The 16,211-nt window shown below is 65.2% G+C and carries 16 protein-coding genes; 10 read left to right on the top strand and 6 right to left on the bottom strand.

Going from position 1 to position 16,211, the window contains the following annotated elements; translation table 11 throughout:
• Nucleotides 1–96 precede the first annotated feature (96 nt).
• The 5 genes from GYH34_RS09050 to GYH34_RS09030 all read left to right on the top strand — a co-directional run bounded on the left by GYH34_RS09050 (nucleotide 97) and on the right by GYH34_RS09030 (nucleotide 3,647).
• Entirely contained in the window at nucleotides 97–372 is a 276-nt protein-coding gene (locus tag GYH34_RS09050) for a hypothetical protein (protein WP_024880626.1), read from the top strand.
• Nucleotides 373–685: 313 nt separating this feature from the next.
• The gene (locus GYH34_RS09045; RefSeq protein ID WP_018266270.1) at nucleotides 686–1,369 is read left to right on the top strand and encodes a CvpA family protein; all 684 of its coding nucleotides are present in this window, start codon (nucleotides 686–688) and stop codon (nucleotides 1,367–1,369) included.
• Between the two features lie 84 nt (nucleotides 1,370–1,453).
• Nucleotides 1,454–2,914: an amidophosphoribosyltransferase gene (gene purF, locus GYH34_RS09040; protein WP_161914954.1), complete on the top strand. Its 1,461-nt coding sequence runs from the start codon at nucleotides 1,454–1,456 to the stop codon at nucleotides 2,912–2,914.
• A gap of 65 nt (nucleotides 2,915–2,979) precedes the next feature.
• Nucleotides 2,980–3,231, top strand: a complete 252-nt coding sequence (locus GYH34_RS09035) for a toxin-antitoxin system (RefSeq protein ID WP_108917441.1) — start codon at nucleotides 2,980–2,982, stop codon at nucleotides 3,229–3,231.
• Complete coding sequence (locus tag GYH34_RS09030; protein WP_161913291.1) at nucleotides 3,228–3,647, top strand: type II toxin-antitoxin system VapC family toxin; 420 nt, start codon at nucleotides 3,228–3,230, stop codon at nucleotides 3,645–3,647. The genes GYH34_RS09035 and GYH34_RS09030 overlap by 4 nt, the downstream gene beginning before the upstream one ends.
• 54 nt (nucleotides 3,648–3,701) lie before the next feature.
• Here GYH34_RS09030 and GYH34_RS09025 read toward each other — a convergent pair whose 3' ends face one another.
• Complete coding sequence (locus tag GYH34_RS09025) at nucleotides 3,702–6,842, bottom strand: autotransporter domain-containing protein (protein ID WP_161913290.1); 3,141 nt, start codon at nucleotides 6,840–6,842, stop codon at nucleotides 3,702–3,704.
• Between the two features lie 138 nt (nucleotides 6,843–6,980).
• Between GYH34_RS09025 and GYH34_RS09020 the strand changes: the two genes are divergently transcribed.
• The 3 genes from GYH34_RS09020 to GYH34_RS09010 are packed head-to-tail and all read left to right on the top strand — an operon-like array spanning nucleotide 6,981 to nucleotide 8,887.
• Nucleotides 6,981–7,604, top strand: a complete 624-nt coding sequence (locus GYH34_RS09020) for a DUF938 domain-containing protein (RefSeq protein WP_161913289.1) — start codon at nucleotides 6,981–6,983, stop codon at nucleotides 7,602–7,604.
• A gap of 6 nt (nucleotides 7,605–7,610) precedes the next feature.
• Nucleotides 7,611–8,162: a Uma2 family endonuclease gene (locus tag GYH34_RS09015; RefSeq protein WP_161913288.1), complete on the top strand. Its 552-nt coding sequence runs from the start codon at nucleotides 7,611–7,613 to the stop codon at nucleotides 8,160–8,162.
• Nucleotides 8,159–8,887 carry an SDR family NAD(P)-dependent oxidoreductase gene (locus GYH34_RS09010; protein ID WP_161913287.1) on the top strand — a complete coding sequence of 243 codons (729 nt, stop codon included), beginning with the start codon at nucleotides 8,159–8,161 and terminating at the stop codon, nucleotides 8,885–8,887. The genes GYH34_RS09015 and GYH34_RS09010 overlap by 4 nt, the downstream gene beginning before the upstream one ends.
• Nucleotides 8,888–8,923: 36 nt before the next feature.
• On the opposite strand, the gene GYH34_RS09005 is transcribed toward GYH34_RS09010, so the two are convergent.
• A complete protein-coding gene (locus GYH34_RS09005) occupies nucleotides 8,924–9,523 on the bottom strand; it encodes a DUF992 domain-containing protein (protein WP_161913286.1) in 600 nt (199 codons plus the stop codon).
• 249 nt (nucleotides 9,524–9,772) lie between these two features.
• Here GYH34_RS09005 and GYH34_RS09000 point away from each other — a divergent pair, with 249 nt between their 5' ends.
• The gene (locus GYH34_RS09000) at nucleotides 9,773–10,567 is read left to right on the top strand and encodes an EcsC family protein (RefSeq protein ID WP_174242443.1); all 795 of its coding nucleotides are present in this window, start codon (nucleotides 9,773–9,775) and stop codon (nucleotides 10,565–10,567) included.
• A gap of 34 nt (nucleotides 10,568–10,601) precedes the next feature.
• Here the strand turns inward: GYH34_RS09000 and GYH34_RS08995 are convergent, their stop codons facing one another.
• Complete coding sequence (locus GYH34_RS08995; protein WP_161913285.1) at nucleotides 10,602–11,825, bottom strand: alginate O-acetyltransferase; 1,224 nt, start codon at nucleotides 11,823–11,825, stop codon at nucleotides 10,602–10,604.
• A gap of 2 nt (nucleotides 11,826–11,827) precedes the next feature.
• Nucleotides 11,828–13,255, bottom strand: a complete 1,428-nt coding sequence (locus GYH34_RS08990; protein WP_161913284.1) for an MBOAT family O-acyltransferase — start codon at nucleotides 13,253–13,255, stop codon at nucleotides 11,828–11,830.
• 180 nt (nucleotides 13,256–13,435) lie between these two features.
• Between GYH34_RS08990 and GYH34_RS08985 the strand changes: the two genes are divergently transcribed.
• Entirely contained in the window at nucleotides 13,436–14,062 is a 627-nt protein-coding gene (locus GYH34_RS08985) for a MarC family protein (protein ID WP_161913283.1), read from the top strand.
• Nucleotides 14,063–14,102: 40 nt separating this feature from the next.
• On the opposite strand, the gene GYH34_RS08980 is transcribed toward GYH34_RS08985, so the two are convergent.
• Both GYH34_RS08980 and GYH34_RS08975 read right to left on the bottom strand, forming a co-directional pair.
• Entirely contained in the window at nucleotides 14,103–14,939 is an 837-nt protein-coding gene (locus GYH34_RS08980) for a cytochrome c1 (protein ID WP_244635331.1), read from the bottom strand.
• A gap of 22 nt (nucleotides 14,940–14,961) precedes the next feature.
• Entirely contained in the window at nucleotides 14,962–16,209 is a 1,248-nt protein-coding gene (locus GYH34_RS08975; protein ID WP_161913281.1) for a cytochrome b/b6, read from the bottom strand.
• Between the last annotated feature and the right edge of the window lie 2 nt (nucleotides 16,210–16,211).

The following is a 16,211-nucleotide window of genomic DNA, read 5'->3' as shown; positions in this document are numbered from 1 at the left end:
GCGGAGACGAGCAGAGAAATCGCCCGCTGGAGTGAGCCATTAGTCGCGGATCGAATATTCAGTGTCTACGAGGCCTGGTTTCGAGGACGTCGACAGATGTGGGACGCTCTGGGACGGCAGCATTGCCGCATGTGGCGCAGCCTGCTCGAGGGCGAGCCGCTCATGGCGCGCGACGCCCGCAACGATCTCGTTCTGCTCGCCCGCCGCGCCAATATAGAAGAGCGCTCGCTCGAGGCCATAGACGAGACGGTGATGGACGAGCTCTTCCGCGTTATCTTGCGCCGCTGGCAGGGCCGCGACGAGGCCCGCCTGCACGGCATGGCGCTGATGATCGCCGCCTCCACTCTTGGGGAGATACGCCGCGCCGCCTGAGCGCGCGCGGCCGCCCCGCTTTCTCCGCACGCCTACCGCGCCACCCTTCTCGCAAATGCCGCAATCGCGGGGTTTGTAGCGCGCATCGCGCGCGCTTGTGGACAAACGGCGCCGCCCGCGCCGGGACGTGACGAATTTGGGCCGCTCCCTTATACTCTGCGCCGAGATTCCGACGGCGACGACGAACGCGCCGGCCTCGAGCTTCGGCGGCGGCGCTCGCGAGCGCCGCCCGAGGCCGAGCGCGACCCAAGGGATTCACGTATAGGGCGCGCGACCGCGCTCTAGAAAAGACGAAACACGAGAGGCCTTGCACATGCCGTCCTATCTCGATCTCGCCGTCACCATAGTGGTGCTGGTCTCGGGCCTGCTCGCGCTGCTGCGCGGCTTCACGCGCGAGGTGCTGGCCATTTTGTCCTGGGTGGCGGCTGCCGCCGCGGCATATTATTTGTATCACTTCGTTTCGCCATATCTGGCGACCTATCTGCCGAAGGAAAACATCCGAAACCTCGCGGCGGCCGCGGTCGTGTTCTTCGCAACGCTGGTGGTCGTGTCCTTGTTCACTGTGAAGCTCTCGGACGTCATTCTCGACTCCAAGATCGGCGCGCTGGACCGCACGCTGGGCTTCCTCTTCGGCGCGGCGCGCGGCTTGCTGCTCGCCGTGGTGGCCTTTCTGTTCTATGCTTGGCTCGTCCCGGACGCGAGCCAGCCGGAGTGGATCAAGAACGCCCGCACCAAGCCGGTGCTGCAGGCCTCCGGCGACAAGCTGCGGGAATATCTGCCGGACGACATCGAGGGGCTGGTCGCCAAGATCAAGACGAAGAAGGGCGTCGGCGCGGAAGAGCCGCCGGCCGAGTCCGACGGCGACGCCGGCAAGAGCGACGCCGAGACCGCGCCCGAAAAGCGCGGCGATCTTACAAATCGGCCGTCCGTCGCCACATATGGCTCGAACGACCAGCAAAAGCTCGACGCCCTGGTCTCGGGGCGAAAAGCGCGGTGAGCGTAACGCGTCGACATGACGACGCCTGAGGAGAAGCGACGAATGAACGGTTCTGACCTGGGCGGCGGCGGCGAACGTCCTTCCATGTCGACCATGTCCGACGATGATCTCGACGGCGACCGGCTCCGCGAATATTGCGGCGTCTTCGGCATATTCGATCATCCAGAGGCGACGGTTCTGACCGCGCTCGGGCTGCACGCCCTGCAGCATCGCGGACAGGAAGCGGCGGGCATCGTCGCCTTCGACGGCAAGCGCTTCAACTCGGAGCGCCGCCTCGGCCTCGTCGGCGATCATTTCTCGCATGAGAGCACGATCAAGCGCCTGCCCGGCAATTCGGCGATCGGCCATGTCCGCTACGCCACCACCGGCGAGACGATCCTGCGCAATGTGCAGCCGCTGTTCGCCGAGCTCAACACGGGCGGCTTCGCCATCGGCCACAATGGCAATCTGACCAACGCCCATACGCTGCGCCGCGATCTGATCGAGGAAGGCGCGATCTTCCAATCGACCTCCGACACGGAGGTGATTCTCCATCTCGTGGCGCGCAGCCGCAAGACGCGGCTGGTCGAGCGCTTCATCGAGGCGCTGCGCTCCATAGAGGGCGCCTATGCGCTCGTCGTGCTCTCCAACAAGAAGCTGATCGGCGCGCGCGATCCGCTCGGCATTCGTCCGCTCGTCATCGGCGAGCTGGACGGCAAATATATTCTCGCCTCGGAGACCTGCGCGCTGGACATCATCGGCGCCCGCTTCGTCCGCGACGTCGAGAATGGCGAGGTCGTCGTCATCTCGGAGGAAGGACTGGAGAGCGTCAAGCCTTTCCCGCCGCAGGCGATGCGTCCCTGCATCTTCGAATATATCTATTTCGCGCGTCCCGACTCCATCGTCCACGGCCGGCCCGTCTATGAGGTGCGCAAGGCCATGGGCGTGGAGCTCGCCCGCGAGCGGAGGATCGAGGCGGACGTTGTCGTGCCCGTGCCCGATTCCGGCGTGCCGGCGGCGCTCGGCTATGCGCGCGAGTCGGGCATTCCCTTCGAGCTCGGCATCATCCGCAATCATTATGTCGGCCGCACCTTCATCCAGCCGACTCAGTCCGTGCGCGAGATCGGCGTGCGCTTGAAGCACAGCGCCAATCGCTCCGTCGTCGCCGGCAAGCGCGTGATCCTCATCGACGATTCGATCGTGCGCGGCACCACCTCGGTGAAGATCGTGCAGATGATGCGCGACGCCGGCGCGCGCGAGGTGCATTTCCTCATCTCCTCGCCGCCGATCACCAATCCCGATTATTACGGGATCGACACGCCGCAGAAGGAGAAGCTGCTCGCCGCGACACATACGCTCGAGGAGATGCGGCAATATATCGGCTCGGACAGCCTCGCCTTTCTGTCGATCAACGGCATCTACCGCGCCATGGGCGAGGAGAAGCGAGATCCCGTGCGGCCGCAATTCACCGATCATTGCTTCACGGGCGACTATCCGACGACTCTCACCGATGTCACCGAAGAGCGCGTGCGCACGCAGCTGTCGCTGCTGGCGGAGGCGAGCTGAGCGGAATGAATTGACGCCTGTGTGGGCCGCGCTATGATATCATTGATATCGTCTGGACGTTCCGCATGGCTCAGCTGCTCGTACGCAATCTCGCCGACGACGTGAAGCAAAAGCTTCGGCGCCGAGCGTCGGAGCATGGGCGCAGCATGGAGGAAGAGGCGCGCCGCATCATAGAGGCGGCAGTCGGCGGCCAAGGGGCCGAAGACTATGGATGGGCCTCTCGCCTCTCTGCGCAATTCTCCGAATTCGGCTTCTCCGATGACGAGGCGAGCGTTTTTGAGCTCCGCGAAGCGGCGCGGCCGGCCGAATTCGATTGATTCTGCTCGACACGAATGTCGTCTCGGAACTCGTGAAAGCGAGACCGCATCCATTGGTCCTGGCGTGGCTCGATCGCCATCCTTTCTCTTCGGTCTGGATATCAACTATTTCCGTGATGGAGCTGCGCTTTGGCTTGGAGCTTCTCGACCCGAGCCGCAGGAAGGCGGAACTCGCCGCTGCGCTCGCCCGGCTGACGGAATCGACATTCGGCGACCGCATAGCGCCTTTCGACTTGAAGGCCGCCGAGGCGGCCGGCCGGCTCGCGGCCGCACGCCGCCGCAATGGAACGACCGTCGACCACCGCGACACACAGATCGCCGGCATTGCTCTCGCCCATCGCGCGCGGCTCGTGACACGCAATCTGCGCGATTTCGCCGATCTCGATGTCGAGGTGACGAATCCTTGGAATGAGTGAGCTGCTGGCGAACAAATCGCCGCTCCCGACAAACTCGGGAGCGGCACCCTCGCCTCACCAGCTATATTTCAGCCCGCCCTTGCCGCCATAGCTACGCGTCAGATCCGAGAACTCGCCCTGGAAATCGACGAAGAGCGCCAGCCTATCCTCGAGATAGAGCTGCGCGCCGGCCTTGATCTGCGCGAGATTATAGGCTTCCCGCGGGCCGAAGACCGAGAAGCTCGCTCCCGGCAACGCGACCAGCGTATTGGTCATGCGCCGCTGCGGGAAGAACTCGTGCACCCAAGCGACGCTGCCCGTGGGCGTGACGCGCCAGCCATTGTCGAGGCGGAAGCTGTCGGAGAAGCGCAGGCCGAGGAAGGTCGGCAGCGAGGTCGTCGACTGGCCTCTGTTCGTCAGCGCCAGCGGGCTCGCGGGATTGAGGCCCTTCTCGGTGAAGGCGTCGGATTCGTAGAAGGCGACCTCCGCCGCGGCGAAGGGCGTCAGCTTCACGCGGCCGATGTCATAGCCATGGCCGATCTCGCCGCGCGTGCGATATTCGCGCGAGGAGAAATCCGCCGTGAGCTTGTCATAGGGCAGAAAGCCGAAGCCGCCGGCCGTGCGCGTCGTCGAATTCTGGAAGACGCTGAACGTCTCGCTCAATTCGACATAGGAGCGGCCGAAGAGGCGGCTCGTATAGACGCCGCCGTGGAAAGCGGTGATTTCGCCGCTGCTCTGCTGCGATGCGACGGAGAAATTCGATGAGCTGCCGCCCGCCGCGACGCCGAGGAGCCAATCGGGATCGATCTGATAATCGAGGCCGATGATTCCGCCATAATAATTGGCCTTGGCGGAAGGCGCGCCGAGGCCGGCGTCCGCCGAGGTGTCCACCGCGCCGCCGAAGAAGGAGCCCCAGGCGCGCCAGGTGCGGGTGAAGACCGGAGGGCTCTTCACGACGATCGGGCCTTTGCGCGATTCGAGCTTCGTATAGTTGAGCGCGCCGGCGACGCTCTCGCGCGAGGTGATTCCGGTGACGTCGCTCATCTCGCCGGAGCGCCAGAAGGCGGCCTGATCGGCGATCGCCGAGCTCGCCAGCGCGCCGACATGGATCGCCGTCGATTGCGCGCCTGCGAGGCCAGCGCCGCTCAGCGTGTCGAAGCTCGCTTGCGCGCCCTGCGCCGTCTGCAGATAGAGCGTGTTGAACAGGCTCGCGCCCGCCGCGCCATAAGGCCCGACGCTCGCCGCCGTCAAGGCATTGCCCACGGCGCGCTGATTAGCGGTCGCCGCCACCGCGCCGAAGGCGAGATCATTGCGGTTCAAGCTCAGATAGACATTATTGGCGTCATAGCCGAGCCGCGGCGTCAGAAAGGCGAGATTGGTTCCGACGCTGGAGAAGCTCCCCGACACGCCGCCCTGGGCGCTGAGGATGGTGTAGGACGTGCTCGGCAGATAGAGGCCGGAGCCGGCGAGAACATTCACCGAGCCGTTGAGCGCGGCCGTCCCCGTGACATTGGTCCGATCCGCGAGCAGAGGCGTCGCGCGCACCGAATAGATCGAGCCCGGCTGGAAGGCGAGTGCCCCCTTCACTGTCAGCGTTCCGATGGCGTCGACGGCGCCCGGCGCAAGCGTTCCGCCCGAATTCACCGTGACATTGCCGACCGTTCCGGCGCCGGCCAGCGTTCCGCCCGCATTCACCGCGCTCGCCGAGACGATGGAGCCGGCGATCTCCAGCGTGCCGCCATTGACGATGGTGGGACCGGCGTAAGTGTCGGCTCCGGTGAGCTTCAGACGGCCGGTTCCGTTCAATGTGAGGCCGCCGGCGCCGGAAATGTCATTGTTCCAGGAATCGCTCGCGTTGAAGCCGCCGAGCGCCGCATTCATCGTCACTGAGACTTGCGAGCCGAAGGAGCCATAGCCATCCGCCGCGGCGAAGAGATTGAGCCGCGCATAGCCGGAGCCGTCGTCGAGCGGCTGGCCGGAGGCGAGCTCCGTCGTCGCCAGCACATCGCGCAGCTGCGCGGTGGTGAGATAGGGAAAGCGGCTGGCGATCAGCACTTCCGCGCCGACGGGAACCACCGGCGCGAGATTGGTCGCGCCGACCGGCGAGAGTCCATAGGTCAGCCAATAGGTGTAATTGGCCTTGTCCGTCGAAATGCTGCTGAAGCGGTCGGTCGCCGATGTCGTCGCGCAAGCGGCGATCCCTCCGGAGCATGTGCCCAGCAGCGCGCGAAGATCGCTCTGCGCGGCGGCAAAGAGCGCCGGGAAGTCACTGGTCGTGGTGATGGTTCCGCCGAGCAGGCCCGGAACCGTCCGATTGGCGTAATCGGGATTGCCGTTCAATATCTGCACCAGATCATAATAGGTCTGGATGCGCGCGCCGATCACATCCAGCGGATAATGCGCGCCGAGCACGATGCGGCTGTTGCCGAATTCGGCGCCGCGCGTAATGAGCTGCTGATAGCGCTCGGGAACCATGATCGCGAGCAGCAGGCTCGAGGTGAAGCCGTAGGTCGAATGGCCGCTCGGGAAGGAGGCGTTGCTCTTGAGCGTCGGCAGGATCGCCGTGGCGGAATTGGTGCTGACGCCGAAATAGTCATTGGCGACGAAGGTCTGAATCTGCGTCGGCGCCACCTGCGCCGGACGGCTGTCGCCCACCGTATTGGCGTTGGCGGGCAGCGGATTATAGGCCTTGTCATAGACATTGAACTGGCCGCCCGCCGGCAGCGAGACGCCGACCGCCTGATGCGCCGGATTGCCATCCGTGCTGCCATTGGCGAAATAATTCTTGGTGAAGGCGGAGTCGCCCGCTGTGATGAGCGTGTTGATCTGGGTGAAGAGGCTGGAGAAATTCGCCGAGAGGGTGGTCGCCGTGTAATTCGGCGCGACGGAATTCTTCGTCGCAAAGGTCGCGAAGAGATTGGAGCCGAGGCCGTCCGCCACCGACATGCCGTTCTGCATGGAGCCGACGAGCGCGGCGATCGTATTGTCGGAAATCGCCTGCGCCCGCACCGCCGCGGAAGAATTATTGTTGATGCCGATCGCCGTGGCGAGATTTTGATCGAGCACAGTGACGCCGGCCGGCGTGTTGCCGAGCAGGCTGAAGCCGGAGAGGAGATTGGCGTTGGCGATATTGGTCGCCGATTGCGCCATGGCGGCATGAGGCGCAATGCCGAAAGCGCCGGCGAAAGCCGCCGAGGCCAAGAGACGTCTCTTCATTTTTGTTGCTCTCCTCATGAGCTTAGCTCGAACTTTGCTGTTTGTTTGCCCCTATTGCTCCTTCGTGTATGCCTGATGACATCGGGGCCGCGACGGCGCGGCCCCGCTCTTGCTTCGTCGCGATCAGAAAGGCCCCCGATGACGCCGGAAGCAGACGACAAGCGCCTCTACGCCCCCGCCGCCGCGCGCAATCGCGGGCCGATCCTCGACGTGCTGCGCGAGGAGCTGCCGGCGGAAGGGCTCGTGCTAGAGATCGCCAGCGGCACGGGCGAGCATTCCGCGCATTTTGCGATGCAACTGCCGGGACTCGTCTTCCAGCCCACGGATCGCGACGAGAGAGCGCGGGAGAGCGTCGCCGCCTGGGTTGCAGCGATGGGGCTTCCCAATCTCCGCGCGCCGCTCGCGCTGGATGCGACGCAGCAGCCCTGGCCTATCACAAAGGCCGACGCGATCGTCTGCATCAACATGATCCATATCTCGCCTTGGGAGTCGACGGAGAGCCTCTTCGCCACGGCGGCGGCGATGCTGCCGGAGGGCGCGCCGGTGTGCCTCTACGGCCCCTATAAGCGCGGCGGCGCCCATACGGCGCCGAGCAATGAGGAGTTCGACGCGAGCCTGCGCGCGAGCAATCCCGCCTGGGGCGTGCGCGACATTGAGACGGTGATCGCCTGCGCGCAGAAAAACGGGTTTTCCGAGCCGCGCATCGTGGAAATGCCGGCCAATAATCTGACCCTCGTGTTTCGCCTGCTCCGTGCTAGATAGGCGCTCATGACAGCGCCCGCCCGCGAGCCGATGACGATAGCGGACTTCCTCGCCTGGACGGAACGGCATGAGGAAGGCCGTTATGAGCTCGTCGATGGCGAGATCATTCCTCTGCCGCGCGAGCCGTCCGAGCATGTGGCGGCCAAGGGTAAGATCTGGCGCGTGATCGCGCAGGCTCTGGTCCGCGCCGGGGCGCCCTGCGAGGCCTATGCCGGCGGCCTGGGCGTCGCAGTGGACGCCCATAACGTCTATGAGCCGGACATTCTGGTGAATTGCGGCGCTCCCGTCGCCACGGAAGACATGCTCGCCCCCGCCCCTATCGTCGTCGTCACCGTTCTCGGACTCTCGTCCGACACGAGCGACGAGCGCGTGAAACGGAAGGGCTATTTCCGTGTGGCGAGCCTCGCCCATTATCTCATCGTCGATCTCGCCCGCCGCGCCGTGACGCATTGCCACCGTGACGGCGCGGCGGCGATGCGGGAAGAGACCGTGACCGAAGGGTCGATTAGGCTCGATCCGCCGGGCCTCGACCTCGCGCTGAAGGATATTTTCGCATGACACTGGAAGGCCGCGTCGCCCTCGTCACCGGCGCCTCGCGCGGCATTGGCCGCGCGCTCGCCGTCGCTCTCGCACGCGAGGGCGCGCATGTCGTCGCGCTGGCGCGCGGGCAAGGCGCGCTGGAATTCCTCTATGACGAGATCACCGGCTTCGGCGGCCAGGCGACCATCGTCCCGCTCGACGTCACCGAATTCGACAATCTCGACCGGCTCGGCGCCTGCATTCACGAGCGCTGGAAGAAGCTCGACATTCTGGTCGGCAACGCCGGCCTGCTCGGCCCGGTGACGCCGCTGCCGCATGTCGATCCGCCGCAATGGAGCCGTCTCTTCGACGTGAATGTCACCGCCAATTGGCGCCTCATTCGCGCGATGGACGTTCTCTTACGCTCGTCGGACGCCGGACGCGCGGTGTTCGTCACCTCCGGCGCGGCGCATCGCATCAAGCCCTATTGGGGGCCTTACGCCGTCACCAAAGCGGCGCTGAACGCGCTCGGCCGCACTTACGCCGCCGAGACGCAGAACACCTCACAAGTGAAGGTGATGCTCGCCAATCCCGGCCCGCTGCGCACGCAGATGCGCGCCGCCGCAATGCCGGGCGAAGATCCGATGACGCTGCGCACGCCGGAAGATCTCGCGCCCAAGCTCGTCGCTCTGTGCCGCCCGGATTGGAGCGAGACCGGCAAGCTCTACGACTTTCCGACCGACAGCATCATCGATTTCGCGTGAGCGCCCGAAAGGCGCCCACGCCGCTCCGTCTCACCCTCAGTGGTGATGATGGTGATGGTGGTGGTGGTGGTGGTGGTGGTGGTGGTGATGATGACGGTGGCAGAAACGGCCGTGAGGGCGGCCGTGGCGACCGGCCGGCTCCGGCGCGTAGCGCAGGCTGAGATGGCCGACGCCGGCCGAAAGAATGAGGCCCGTATTCGCCTCGACCGAAATCGGCTGCAGCGTCACAGTGTCATTGGAGCCGCCGACGAGAACCGAGCCGCCGCCGCCGACGCCCAGCGCGAAAGAGCCATGCGCGCCGACATAATCGCCGGCGAGAGCGCCCGGCCCCGTCGCGCCGCTGGCCGCCACAACGCCCCAAGCGAGCTCGCCCGGACCGCCGACGCCGATCACCGCGCCGACATTGGTGACGCTGCCGACATAATGGACCGGCGGCGCGCCGCTCTCATCCTCGAAGAGGCAATCAACCGTCCGTTCCTCGACGACGATGGCGACCTTGTCGCCGGAGAGCTTGCATTCCAGCACGCCGGCGCGGCCATGCGCCGAGGCGGAGACCGGCGCGAGCGTCGCCAACAGAGCCGCGACGCCGACCGGCGCGGCCGCCACGCGAAAGAGAGTCTTCAGATAATTCGTCATAGCCACCTCCCCTTTGTCGCCGCGCCCCCGCCCTCTGCGGGAAAACATGCGCGGCGCTTTCGAAAGCCCGTCTTGTGCTTCGCCGTCACATAAGGACGGTGCGGGCCTTCTGAAAGTGCGTCCCCGCACAGGGCCGCGCTCGCCCTTGCAGCACGGGCTTTTTCATCCGATCTTAGCGGCCGGGGCGGGTGCGATCGGAGAGGAAAAGCAAGCGTGTCGCAGGCACTTCCCGTCGTGATCGAGCGGCCGATGACGGAGGCCGACCGCGCCGCTCTGCGAGCGGCGGTCGAGATTCTGGAGCGCGAGAGCTTCGCCGAGCGGCTCACCGCGCTGGCCGGACGGCAGATCGGCTTCGCCGGCCGCATCATTCCTACAGCCTTGCAGGAAGTGGCCGCGAGCGCGACCCGCCGCGGCATCAAATCGGCCCTGCGCGTCGCCATCTCGAGCCTCGATCCCGCCGCCCCGGCGCGCGACGCCTCGCGGCTGCATCTGCGCCTCGCCGCGGCGAGCGGCGCGATCGGCGGCGCGATCGGCCTCGCCAGCCTGCCGATCGAGCTGCCGGTCTCCACCGTCATCATGCTGCGCTCGATCGCCCACATCGCCCGCAACGAGGGCGAGGACCTCGCCGATCCAGAGGCGACGATCGCCTGTCTGCAGGTCTTCGCGCTCGGCGGCCATGCGGAGGAAGGCAACATCCTCGAGGGCGGCTATCTCGCCATTCGCGGCCTGCTCGCCAAAACGGTGAGCGACGCCGCGCATTATGTCGCCGCGACCGCGGTCGCCGACGAGACGGCGCCGGTGCTGGCGCGGCTCATCGCGCAAATTTCGACGCGCTTCGGCGTCGTCGTCTCGCAAAAAGCCGCGGCGCAGGCGGCGCCCGTGCTCGGCGCTCTGGGCGGGGCGGCGGTCAATATCGCCTTCACACGGCATTTCCAGTCGCTGGCGCGCGGCCATTTCACCGTGCGGCGCTTGGAGCGCGCCTATGGCCGCGAGATCGTCTTCGGCGAATATGCGCGCATGGCGGGACGCGCGGCGGCCTCTTGATCGGCGAGCAGCGAGTAGAGCTTCTTACTATTCGCTACTTCGCCACTTCCGCCGGATGCAGCGCGCGCCAGAGATTTTCCACCTGGCTCAGCGTGCCGATATTGGCCTCGTTCTCCTCGAGCAGAATGGCGTCGGCCTCTTCCGCGCTGGCGCGCAATTCAGCGAGATCGGCCGGTCGCCGCTCGCCATTGCCGGTCTCGCCGGGCGCGGTGTGATAACGGACGAGATCGAAATCGTCATTGGCGAGCCGCATGGAGAACCAATAATCGATCTGCGGCGGACACGGCGCCGCGGCGAGCGAGACGATGATCTCGCGCACGAAGCTGCCGCCGAGCGCGAGCAGCTTCGGAGGGCGCGCGCATTGGGTTTCGGCGGCGGGCGCGCGCAAAATGGTCGCGACGGGATAATGCGGATCGGGCCAGAGAAGATTGAGCAGATCGAGCAGATCGCGATCCGTTCCCAAAGCGACATCGCTGCGACGCCAATCGAAATCGAAATCGAAGAGGCCGAGGCCTGCGTCCGCGCCGATGAGGCGTGTCGCCTCGCGCGTCGCCAACGCGGCGCCGAGCAGATTCCAATGCGTGCCGCCGCGCGGAAAGAAGTCGATGTCGAAATCTTTTTTTCGCGCCTCGAGCAGCGCCGGCGAATCCACGAAGCGAAGGCCGCGCGCTTCTAGCGCCGCGCGATAGGGCCCGAGCTTGTCGATGGTTCCGCGCGCCTGCGCCGGGCATTTCATACCGGCGGGAAAATATTGCGGATATTGCGAGGCCTTGGACGGCGAAATCACATAGGCGAAACCTTTTCCGCGCGCATGGGCGGCGGCCTCGTTCTCGACGACGCGCTGCGCCCAGCGCGTCAGCGTCGGCTCGCTCGGCGGCGCATCGCGGCGGCAGAATTCATCGATATAGAAACGCTCGAACAATTGCGCGTCGCGCCCAATGACGAGGCCACTCGCTCCCGAGGCCCCGAACAGCGAATAGAGCAGCTGATTGCGCGCGCGCACGGCGAAAGGAAACACCGGCAGCGATTGCGCGAGATTGTCGGAGAAGCTCTTCTGCATCTCGCCGGAGAGGATTTTCTCGAGCGAAACCTCTGTCGGCGCCGGCTTGGCGACGCCGGCGAGCGGATTTGCGCTGCGCAGCCGCAATTTTGGATAGTCGCGCTCGACCGCGTAATTCCAAAGGCTCGCGAGAAAGAAGAACAGGACGGCGCCGGCGGCGGCGTAGATGGGCGAGCGATGCAGAAGCGAGCGGCGCATCGTCAGAACCGGAAATAGATGAAGGGCTTGAACGGATCGGCGAGGCCCTTGCCGACCGCGCAGACGAAGAGCAGCGCGAGAAAAGCGTTGAGCGCGAAGGCGTGACGCTGCGCCAGCAGGCTCGCGGAGAGCCTGTCGCCGAAGGAGAGATAGAGCCGCTGCGAAAGACAGATCGCGGCTGCAATGGCGAGCGCGACGAAGTGATAGGCGGGGATGACGACCGGCTCGGCGCCGCCCGCGAAAGGCCGCGCCATCGCGGCGTAAAAGGCGCCCGCCTGCTCGAGGGAATAAGCGCGAAACACGGTCCAGCCGATCGTCACGACGATGAAAGTGAGGAGATTGGCGAGGAAGACCGGGCGGCGCTTCAGCCAATCGAGCAGGAACAGCCGATCGAGCACCAGGAAGAGGCCGTTATAGGCGCCCCAGGCGACATAGGTCCAAGCCGCGCCGTGCCACAGGCCCGAGGCGAGAAAGCAGAGCCAGAGATTGACCTGCGTGCGCGCTTCGCCGCGCCGATTGCCGCCGAGCGGAATGTAGAGATAGTCGCGAATCCAGGAGGTGAGCGACATGTGCCAGCGGCGCCAGAATTCACTGACGCTCGCCGCCACATAGGGCATGTCGAAATTCTCCTGCAGTCGAAAGCCGAACATGCGCGCGAGGCCGATCGCCATGTCGGAATAGCCGGAGAAATCGAAATAGATCTGGAAGGTGAAGAACAGCACGCCCGCCCATGCGTCGAGAAAGCCGATGCGCGACGCGTCTTGCGAGAAGACGAGATCGGCGCCGCCGGCGAGCGTGTCGGCGATGAGCAGCTTCTTGCCGACGCCGAGCATGAAGCGCGCGAAACCCTCCGTGAAATCCTCGCTGGTCGCATGGCGAAAGCGCGCCAATTGCTCGGCGATATCGTGATATTTCACGATCGGCCCGGCGAGGAGCTTCGGAAAGAAGAACACATAGAAAGCGTAGAGCGAAAGGCTCTGCGCCGGCTTTGTCACCCCGCGATGCACATCGACGAGAAAGGTGATCTTCTCGAAGACGATGAAGGAGACGCCGATCGGCAGCGCGACCGACGCGAAGGCGAGCCCCGGCATGGTGAGCGCGCGCAAGATCACATCGAGATTGGCGACGAGGAAGCCCGCATATTTGAAATAGACGAGCAGTCCGAGATTGGCGGAGACGCCGAGCGCGAGCCAGAGCTTGCGCGTTTTTTCCTCCAGCGGAAGCGCGGCTATGCGGCGCGCGATGAAGACGTCGGCGAAAGCGGAGCCGAGCACGACGAAGACGAAGAGCGGCTCGCTCCAGGCGTAGAAGAAAAGGCTCGCCGCGAGCAGAATGGCGAGACGCGCGCCGCGATCGCCGCCGACGAGCAGATAGAGGCCATAGACCGCGGGCGCGAAGAGAAACAGGAACAGCGGTTCGTAAAAGAGCATCCTCTCGTCCGCGGCCCTTTCCCTCGTGGAGGTCTGCGTCTTAGCAGAGTGGCGGGGCGCGAACAATCGGCGGCGCAGGCTTCGGCTCGCGAGCGAGAGCGCGGCAGGAGCGCCTGCTGGCGCATCGCCCCCCGCGCGCTATCTGCCTCCGCGACGCTCGCCCGCCCGCCGGAGGCCGGGATGGATCTCGACTATCTCGTCTCGGCCTTTGTGACGCTGCTCGTCGTCGTGGAGCCGCTCGGCCTCGCGCCGGTCTTCGTCGCCGCGACATCGGGGCTCGAGGCGCGGACGAAGCGCATCATCGCCTTTCGCGCCAGCGTCTATGCGCTCGCAATTCTGGCGGGATCGGCGCTGATCGGCCAGCGGCTGCTCGCGGCGATGGGCATCTCCATCCCGGCGTTCCGCATCGCCGGGGGATTTCTGCTGTTCTCGATCGCCTCGGAAATGGTGTTCGGCGTGCGCATTCAGCGCGACTCCAAGGCGGCGGAAAAGGCCCTCGCCGAGCATGTGCACAATATCGCCGCCTATCCGCTGGCCATACCGCTGATGGCCGGCCCCGGCGCCATCACCGCGACCGTGCTGCTCGCCGGCGACGCGCATGGCGACGTGCCGCTCATCGCGAGCCTGATCGCGGTGATCGCCGCGATAATGGCGATTTGTCTGATCTTCTGCCTGATCGCGGGAGAGGTGGCGCAATTCTTCGGCACGGCGGCCAATGTCGTGCTGACGCGATTGCTGGGCGTTCTGCTCGCCGCCCTCGCCGTGCAATTCGTGGCCGATGGCGTGCGGGCGTTTCTGCAAGGGTGAGCGGCGACGCGGTCTCTTTGGATCGCGTCGCCGTGTCGCGTCAATGGTGGACGTTCGCCCAGATCTTGCGCTTGGTGAAATACACCAGGAAGGACAGAACGATCAGGAAGCCGACCACCTTCAGGCCGATCGACTTGCGCTCCTCGAGATGCGGCTCGGCGGCCCACATCAGGAAAGCGCTCACATCCTTCGCATATTGGGCCGTCGTCTGCGGCGTTCCGTCATCATAGGTCACGGCGCCGTCCGAGAGCGGCGGCGGCATGCCGGTGCGGCGGCCGGGCATGTAGAGGTTGTAATATTGGCCAGGCGCCAGCTCGACGCCCTGCGGCGCATCCACATAGCCGGTGAGCAGAGCGACGATATAATCGACGCCATGCTCCTGATAGGAGAAGCCGGGCAAAGCGTCGGCGAGGAACAGCGGGAAGCCGCGCGAATAGCCGCGCGCCTTGGCGAGAACCGACATGTCCGGCGGATAGGCGCCGTTGAGCGCCGCCCGCGCCGCCTGCTCATTGGGGAAGGGCGGCGGCACGCGGTCGCTGAGCCGGCCGGGACGCTCGAAATAATCGCCGGCGTCGTTGGGGCCGTCCTTGATCTTATAGCTCTCGGCCAGCGCCTTGGCCTCCGCCTCGGAGATCTCCGGCCCGCCCTTCTCGGCGAAATTGCGGAAGGCGAGGCGCGAGATCGAGTGGCAGCTCGAGCAGACCTCCCTATAGACCTTGTAGCCGCGGCGCAGCTGCGCATTTTCGTAATGGCCGAAGGCGCCGGCGAAGCTCCATTCCTGCCGCGGCGGCTTGGGCTGCGAATGCGCGCCGCCCTCCTCGGCCACAGCGACGCCCGCCGCGCTGGCCAGGGCCGCCGCCATAATGATCGATTTCATGATCGATGCTCTCTGTCGCGCGTCATGCATGGGGCTTCTCCTCCGTGGCGGCCTCGCCGAGAGAAGCGGCGATCGACCGCGGCTCCGGCAGGGTCTGCTCATATTTGCCGAGCAGCGGCAGCACGACGAGGAAGTGCAGGAAGTAATAGGCCATCAATATGCGGGCGGCGATGAGATAGACGCCCTCCGCCGGCTGCGCGCCGAGATAGCCGAGGCCGACCGACACGAAGACGAAGACCCAGTAGAACTTCTTGAAGGTCGGACGATAGACGCCCGAGCGCACCTTCGACGTGTCGAGCCAGGGCAGCGCCGCCACGATGAGGATGGAGGAAAACAGCGCGATGACGCCGACGAGCTTGTTGGGGATGGCGCGCAGGATCGCGTAGAAGGGCAGGAAATACCATTCCGGCACGATATGCGGCGGCGTCACCAGCGGATTGGCCTCGATGTAATTGTCGGGATGGCCGGTGTAGTTGGGCACGAAGAAGGTGAGCCAGGCGAAGAGCCCGACGAAGACGACGAGGCCGACAGCGTCCTTCAGCGTCGCATAGGGCGTGAAGGGCACGGTCTCCTTCTTTATGTCCTTCACCTCGACGCCGGTCGGATTGTTCTGCCCCGTCACATGCAGCGCCCAGACATGCAGGCCGACGATGGCCACGATGACGAAGGGCAGGAGATAATGCAGCGCGAAGAAGCGGTTGAGCGTGGCGTTGTCGACCGAATAGCCGCCGAGCAGCCAGGTGGTGATGGAATTGCCCACATAGGGAATAGCGGTGAAGAGGTTGGTGATGACCGTCGCCGCCCAGAAGGACATTTGCCCCCAGGGGAGCACATAGCCCAGGAAGCCGGTCGCCATCATCAGCATGAAGATCACGACGCCGAGAATCCACAGCACCTCGCGCGGCTCCTTGTAGGAGCCGTAATACATGCCGCGGAAGATGTGGATATAGACGGCGAGGAAGAACATGGAGGCGCCATTGGCGTGCGCATAGCGCAGCGCCCAGCCCCAATTCACATCGCGCATGATGTGCTCGATCGAATCGAAGGCGAGCGTCGTCTCCGGCGTGTAATGCATCGCCAGAACGATGCCGGTCACGATCTGCGCAACCAGCATGAAGGAGAGGATCGCGCCGAAGGTCCAAAGATAGTTGAGATTCTTCGGAACGGGATAGGCGACGAAGGATTCGTGGATGAAGCCGAGGATCGGCAGGCGCCGCTCGAGCCAGCGCGCAAAGCCGCTCTTCGGCGTGTAAGTCGAATGTCCGGTCATGA

The organism is Methylosinus sp. C49, assembly GCF_009936375.1.
Classification (GTDB): domain Bacteria; phylum Pseudomonadota; class Alphaproteobacteria; order Rhizobiales; family Beijerinckiaceae; genus Methylosinus.
Note: the sequence above shows the minus strand (reverse complement) of the source record. Positions and strands in the feature narration are given on the sequence as shown.

Bases quoted from the DNA above. Each gene is read 5' to 3' on its own strand.
- GYH34_RS09050 (WP_024880626.1), top strand. From the start codon at position 97: ATGTGGGACGCTCTGGGACGGCAGCATTGCCGCATGTGGCGCAGCCTG.
- GYH34_RS09045 (WP_018266270.1), top strand. From the start codon at position 686: ATGCCGTCCTATCTCGATCTCGCCGTCACCATAGTGGTGCTGGTCTCG.
- purF (WP_161914954.1), top strand. From the start codon at position 1,454: ATGTCGACCATGTCCGACGATGATCTCGACGGCGACCGGCTCCGCGAA.
- GYH34_RS09035 (WP_108917441.1), top strand. From the start codon at position 2,980: ATGGCTCAGCTGCTCGTACGCAATCTCGCCGACGACGTGAAGCAAAAG.
- GYH34_RS09025 (WP_161913290.1), bottom strand. From the start codon at position 6,842: ATGAAGAGACGTCTCTTGGCCTCGGCGGCTTTCGCCGGCGCTTTCGGC.
- GYH34_RS09020 (WP_161913289.1), top strand. From the start codon at position 6,981: ATGACGCCGGAAGCAGACGACAAGCGCCTCTACGCCCCCGCCGCCGCG.
- GYH34_RS09015 (WP_161913288.1), top strand. From the start codon at position 7,611: ATGACAGCGCCCGCCCGCGAGCCGATGACGATAGCGGACTTCCTCGCC.
- GYH34_RS09010 (WP_161913287.1), top strand. From the start codon at position 8,159: ATGACACTGGAAGGCCGCGTCGCCCTCGTCACCGGCGCCTCGCGCGGC.
- GYH34_RS09005 (WP_161913286.1), bottom strand. From the start codon at position 9,523: ATGACGAATTATCTGAAGACTCTCTTTCGCGTGGCGGCCGCGCCGGTC.
- GYH34_RS09000 (WP_174242443.1), top strand. From the start codon at position 9,773: ATGACGGAGGCCGACCGCGCCGCTCTGCGAGCGGCGGTCGAGATTCTG.
- GYH34_RS08995 (WP_161913285.1), bottom strand. From the start codon at position 11,825: ATGCGCCGCTCGCTTCTGCATCGCTCGCCCATCTACGCCGCCGCCGGC.
- GYH34_RS08990 (WP_161913284.1), bottom strand. From the start codon at position 13,255: ATGCTCTTTTACGAACCGCTGTTCCTGTTTCTCTTCGCGCCCGCGGTC.
- GYH34_RS08985 (WP_161913283.1), top strand. From the start codon at position 13,436: ATGGATCTCGACTATCTCGTCTCGGCCTTTGTGACGCTGCTCGTCGTC.
- GYH34_RS08980 (WP_244635331.1), bottom strand. From the start codon at position 14,939: ATGAAATCGATCATTATGGCGGCGGCCCTGGCCAGCGCGGCGGGCGTC.
- GYH34_RS08975 (WP_161913281.1), bottom strand. From the start codon at position 16,209: ATGACCGGACATTCGACTTACACGCCGAAGAGCGGCTTTGCGCGCTGG.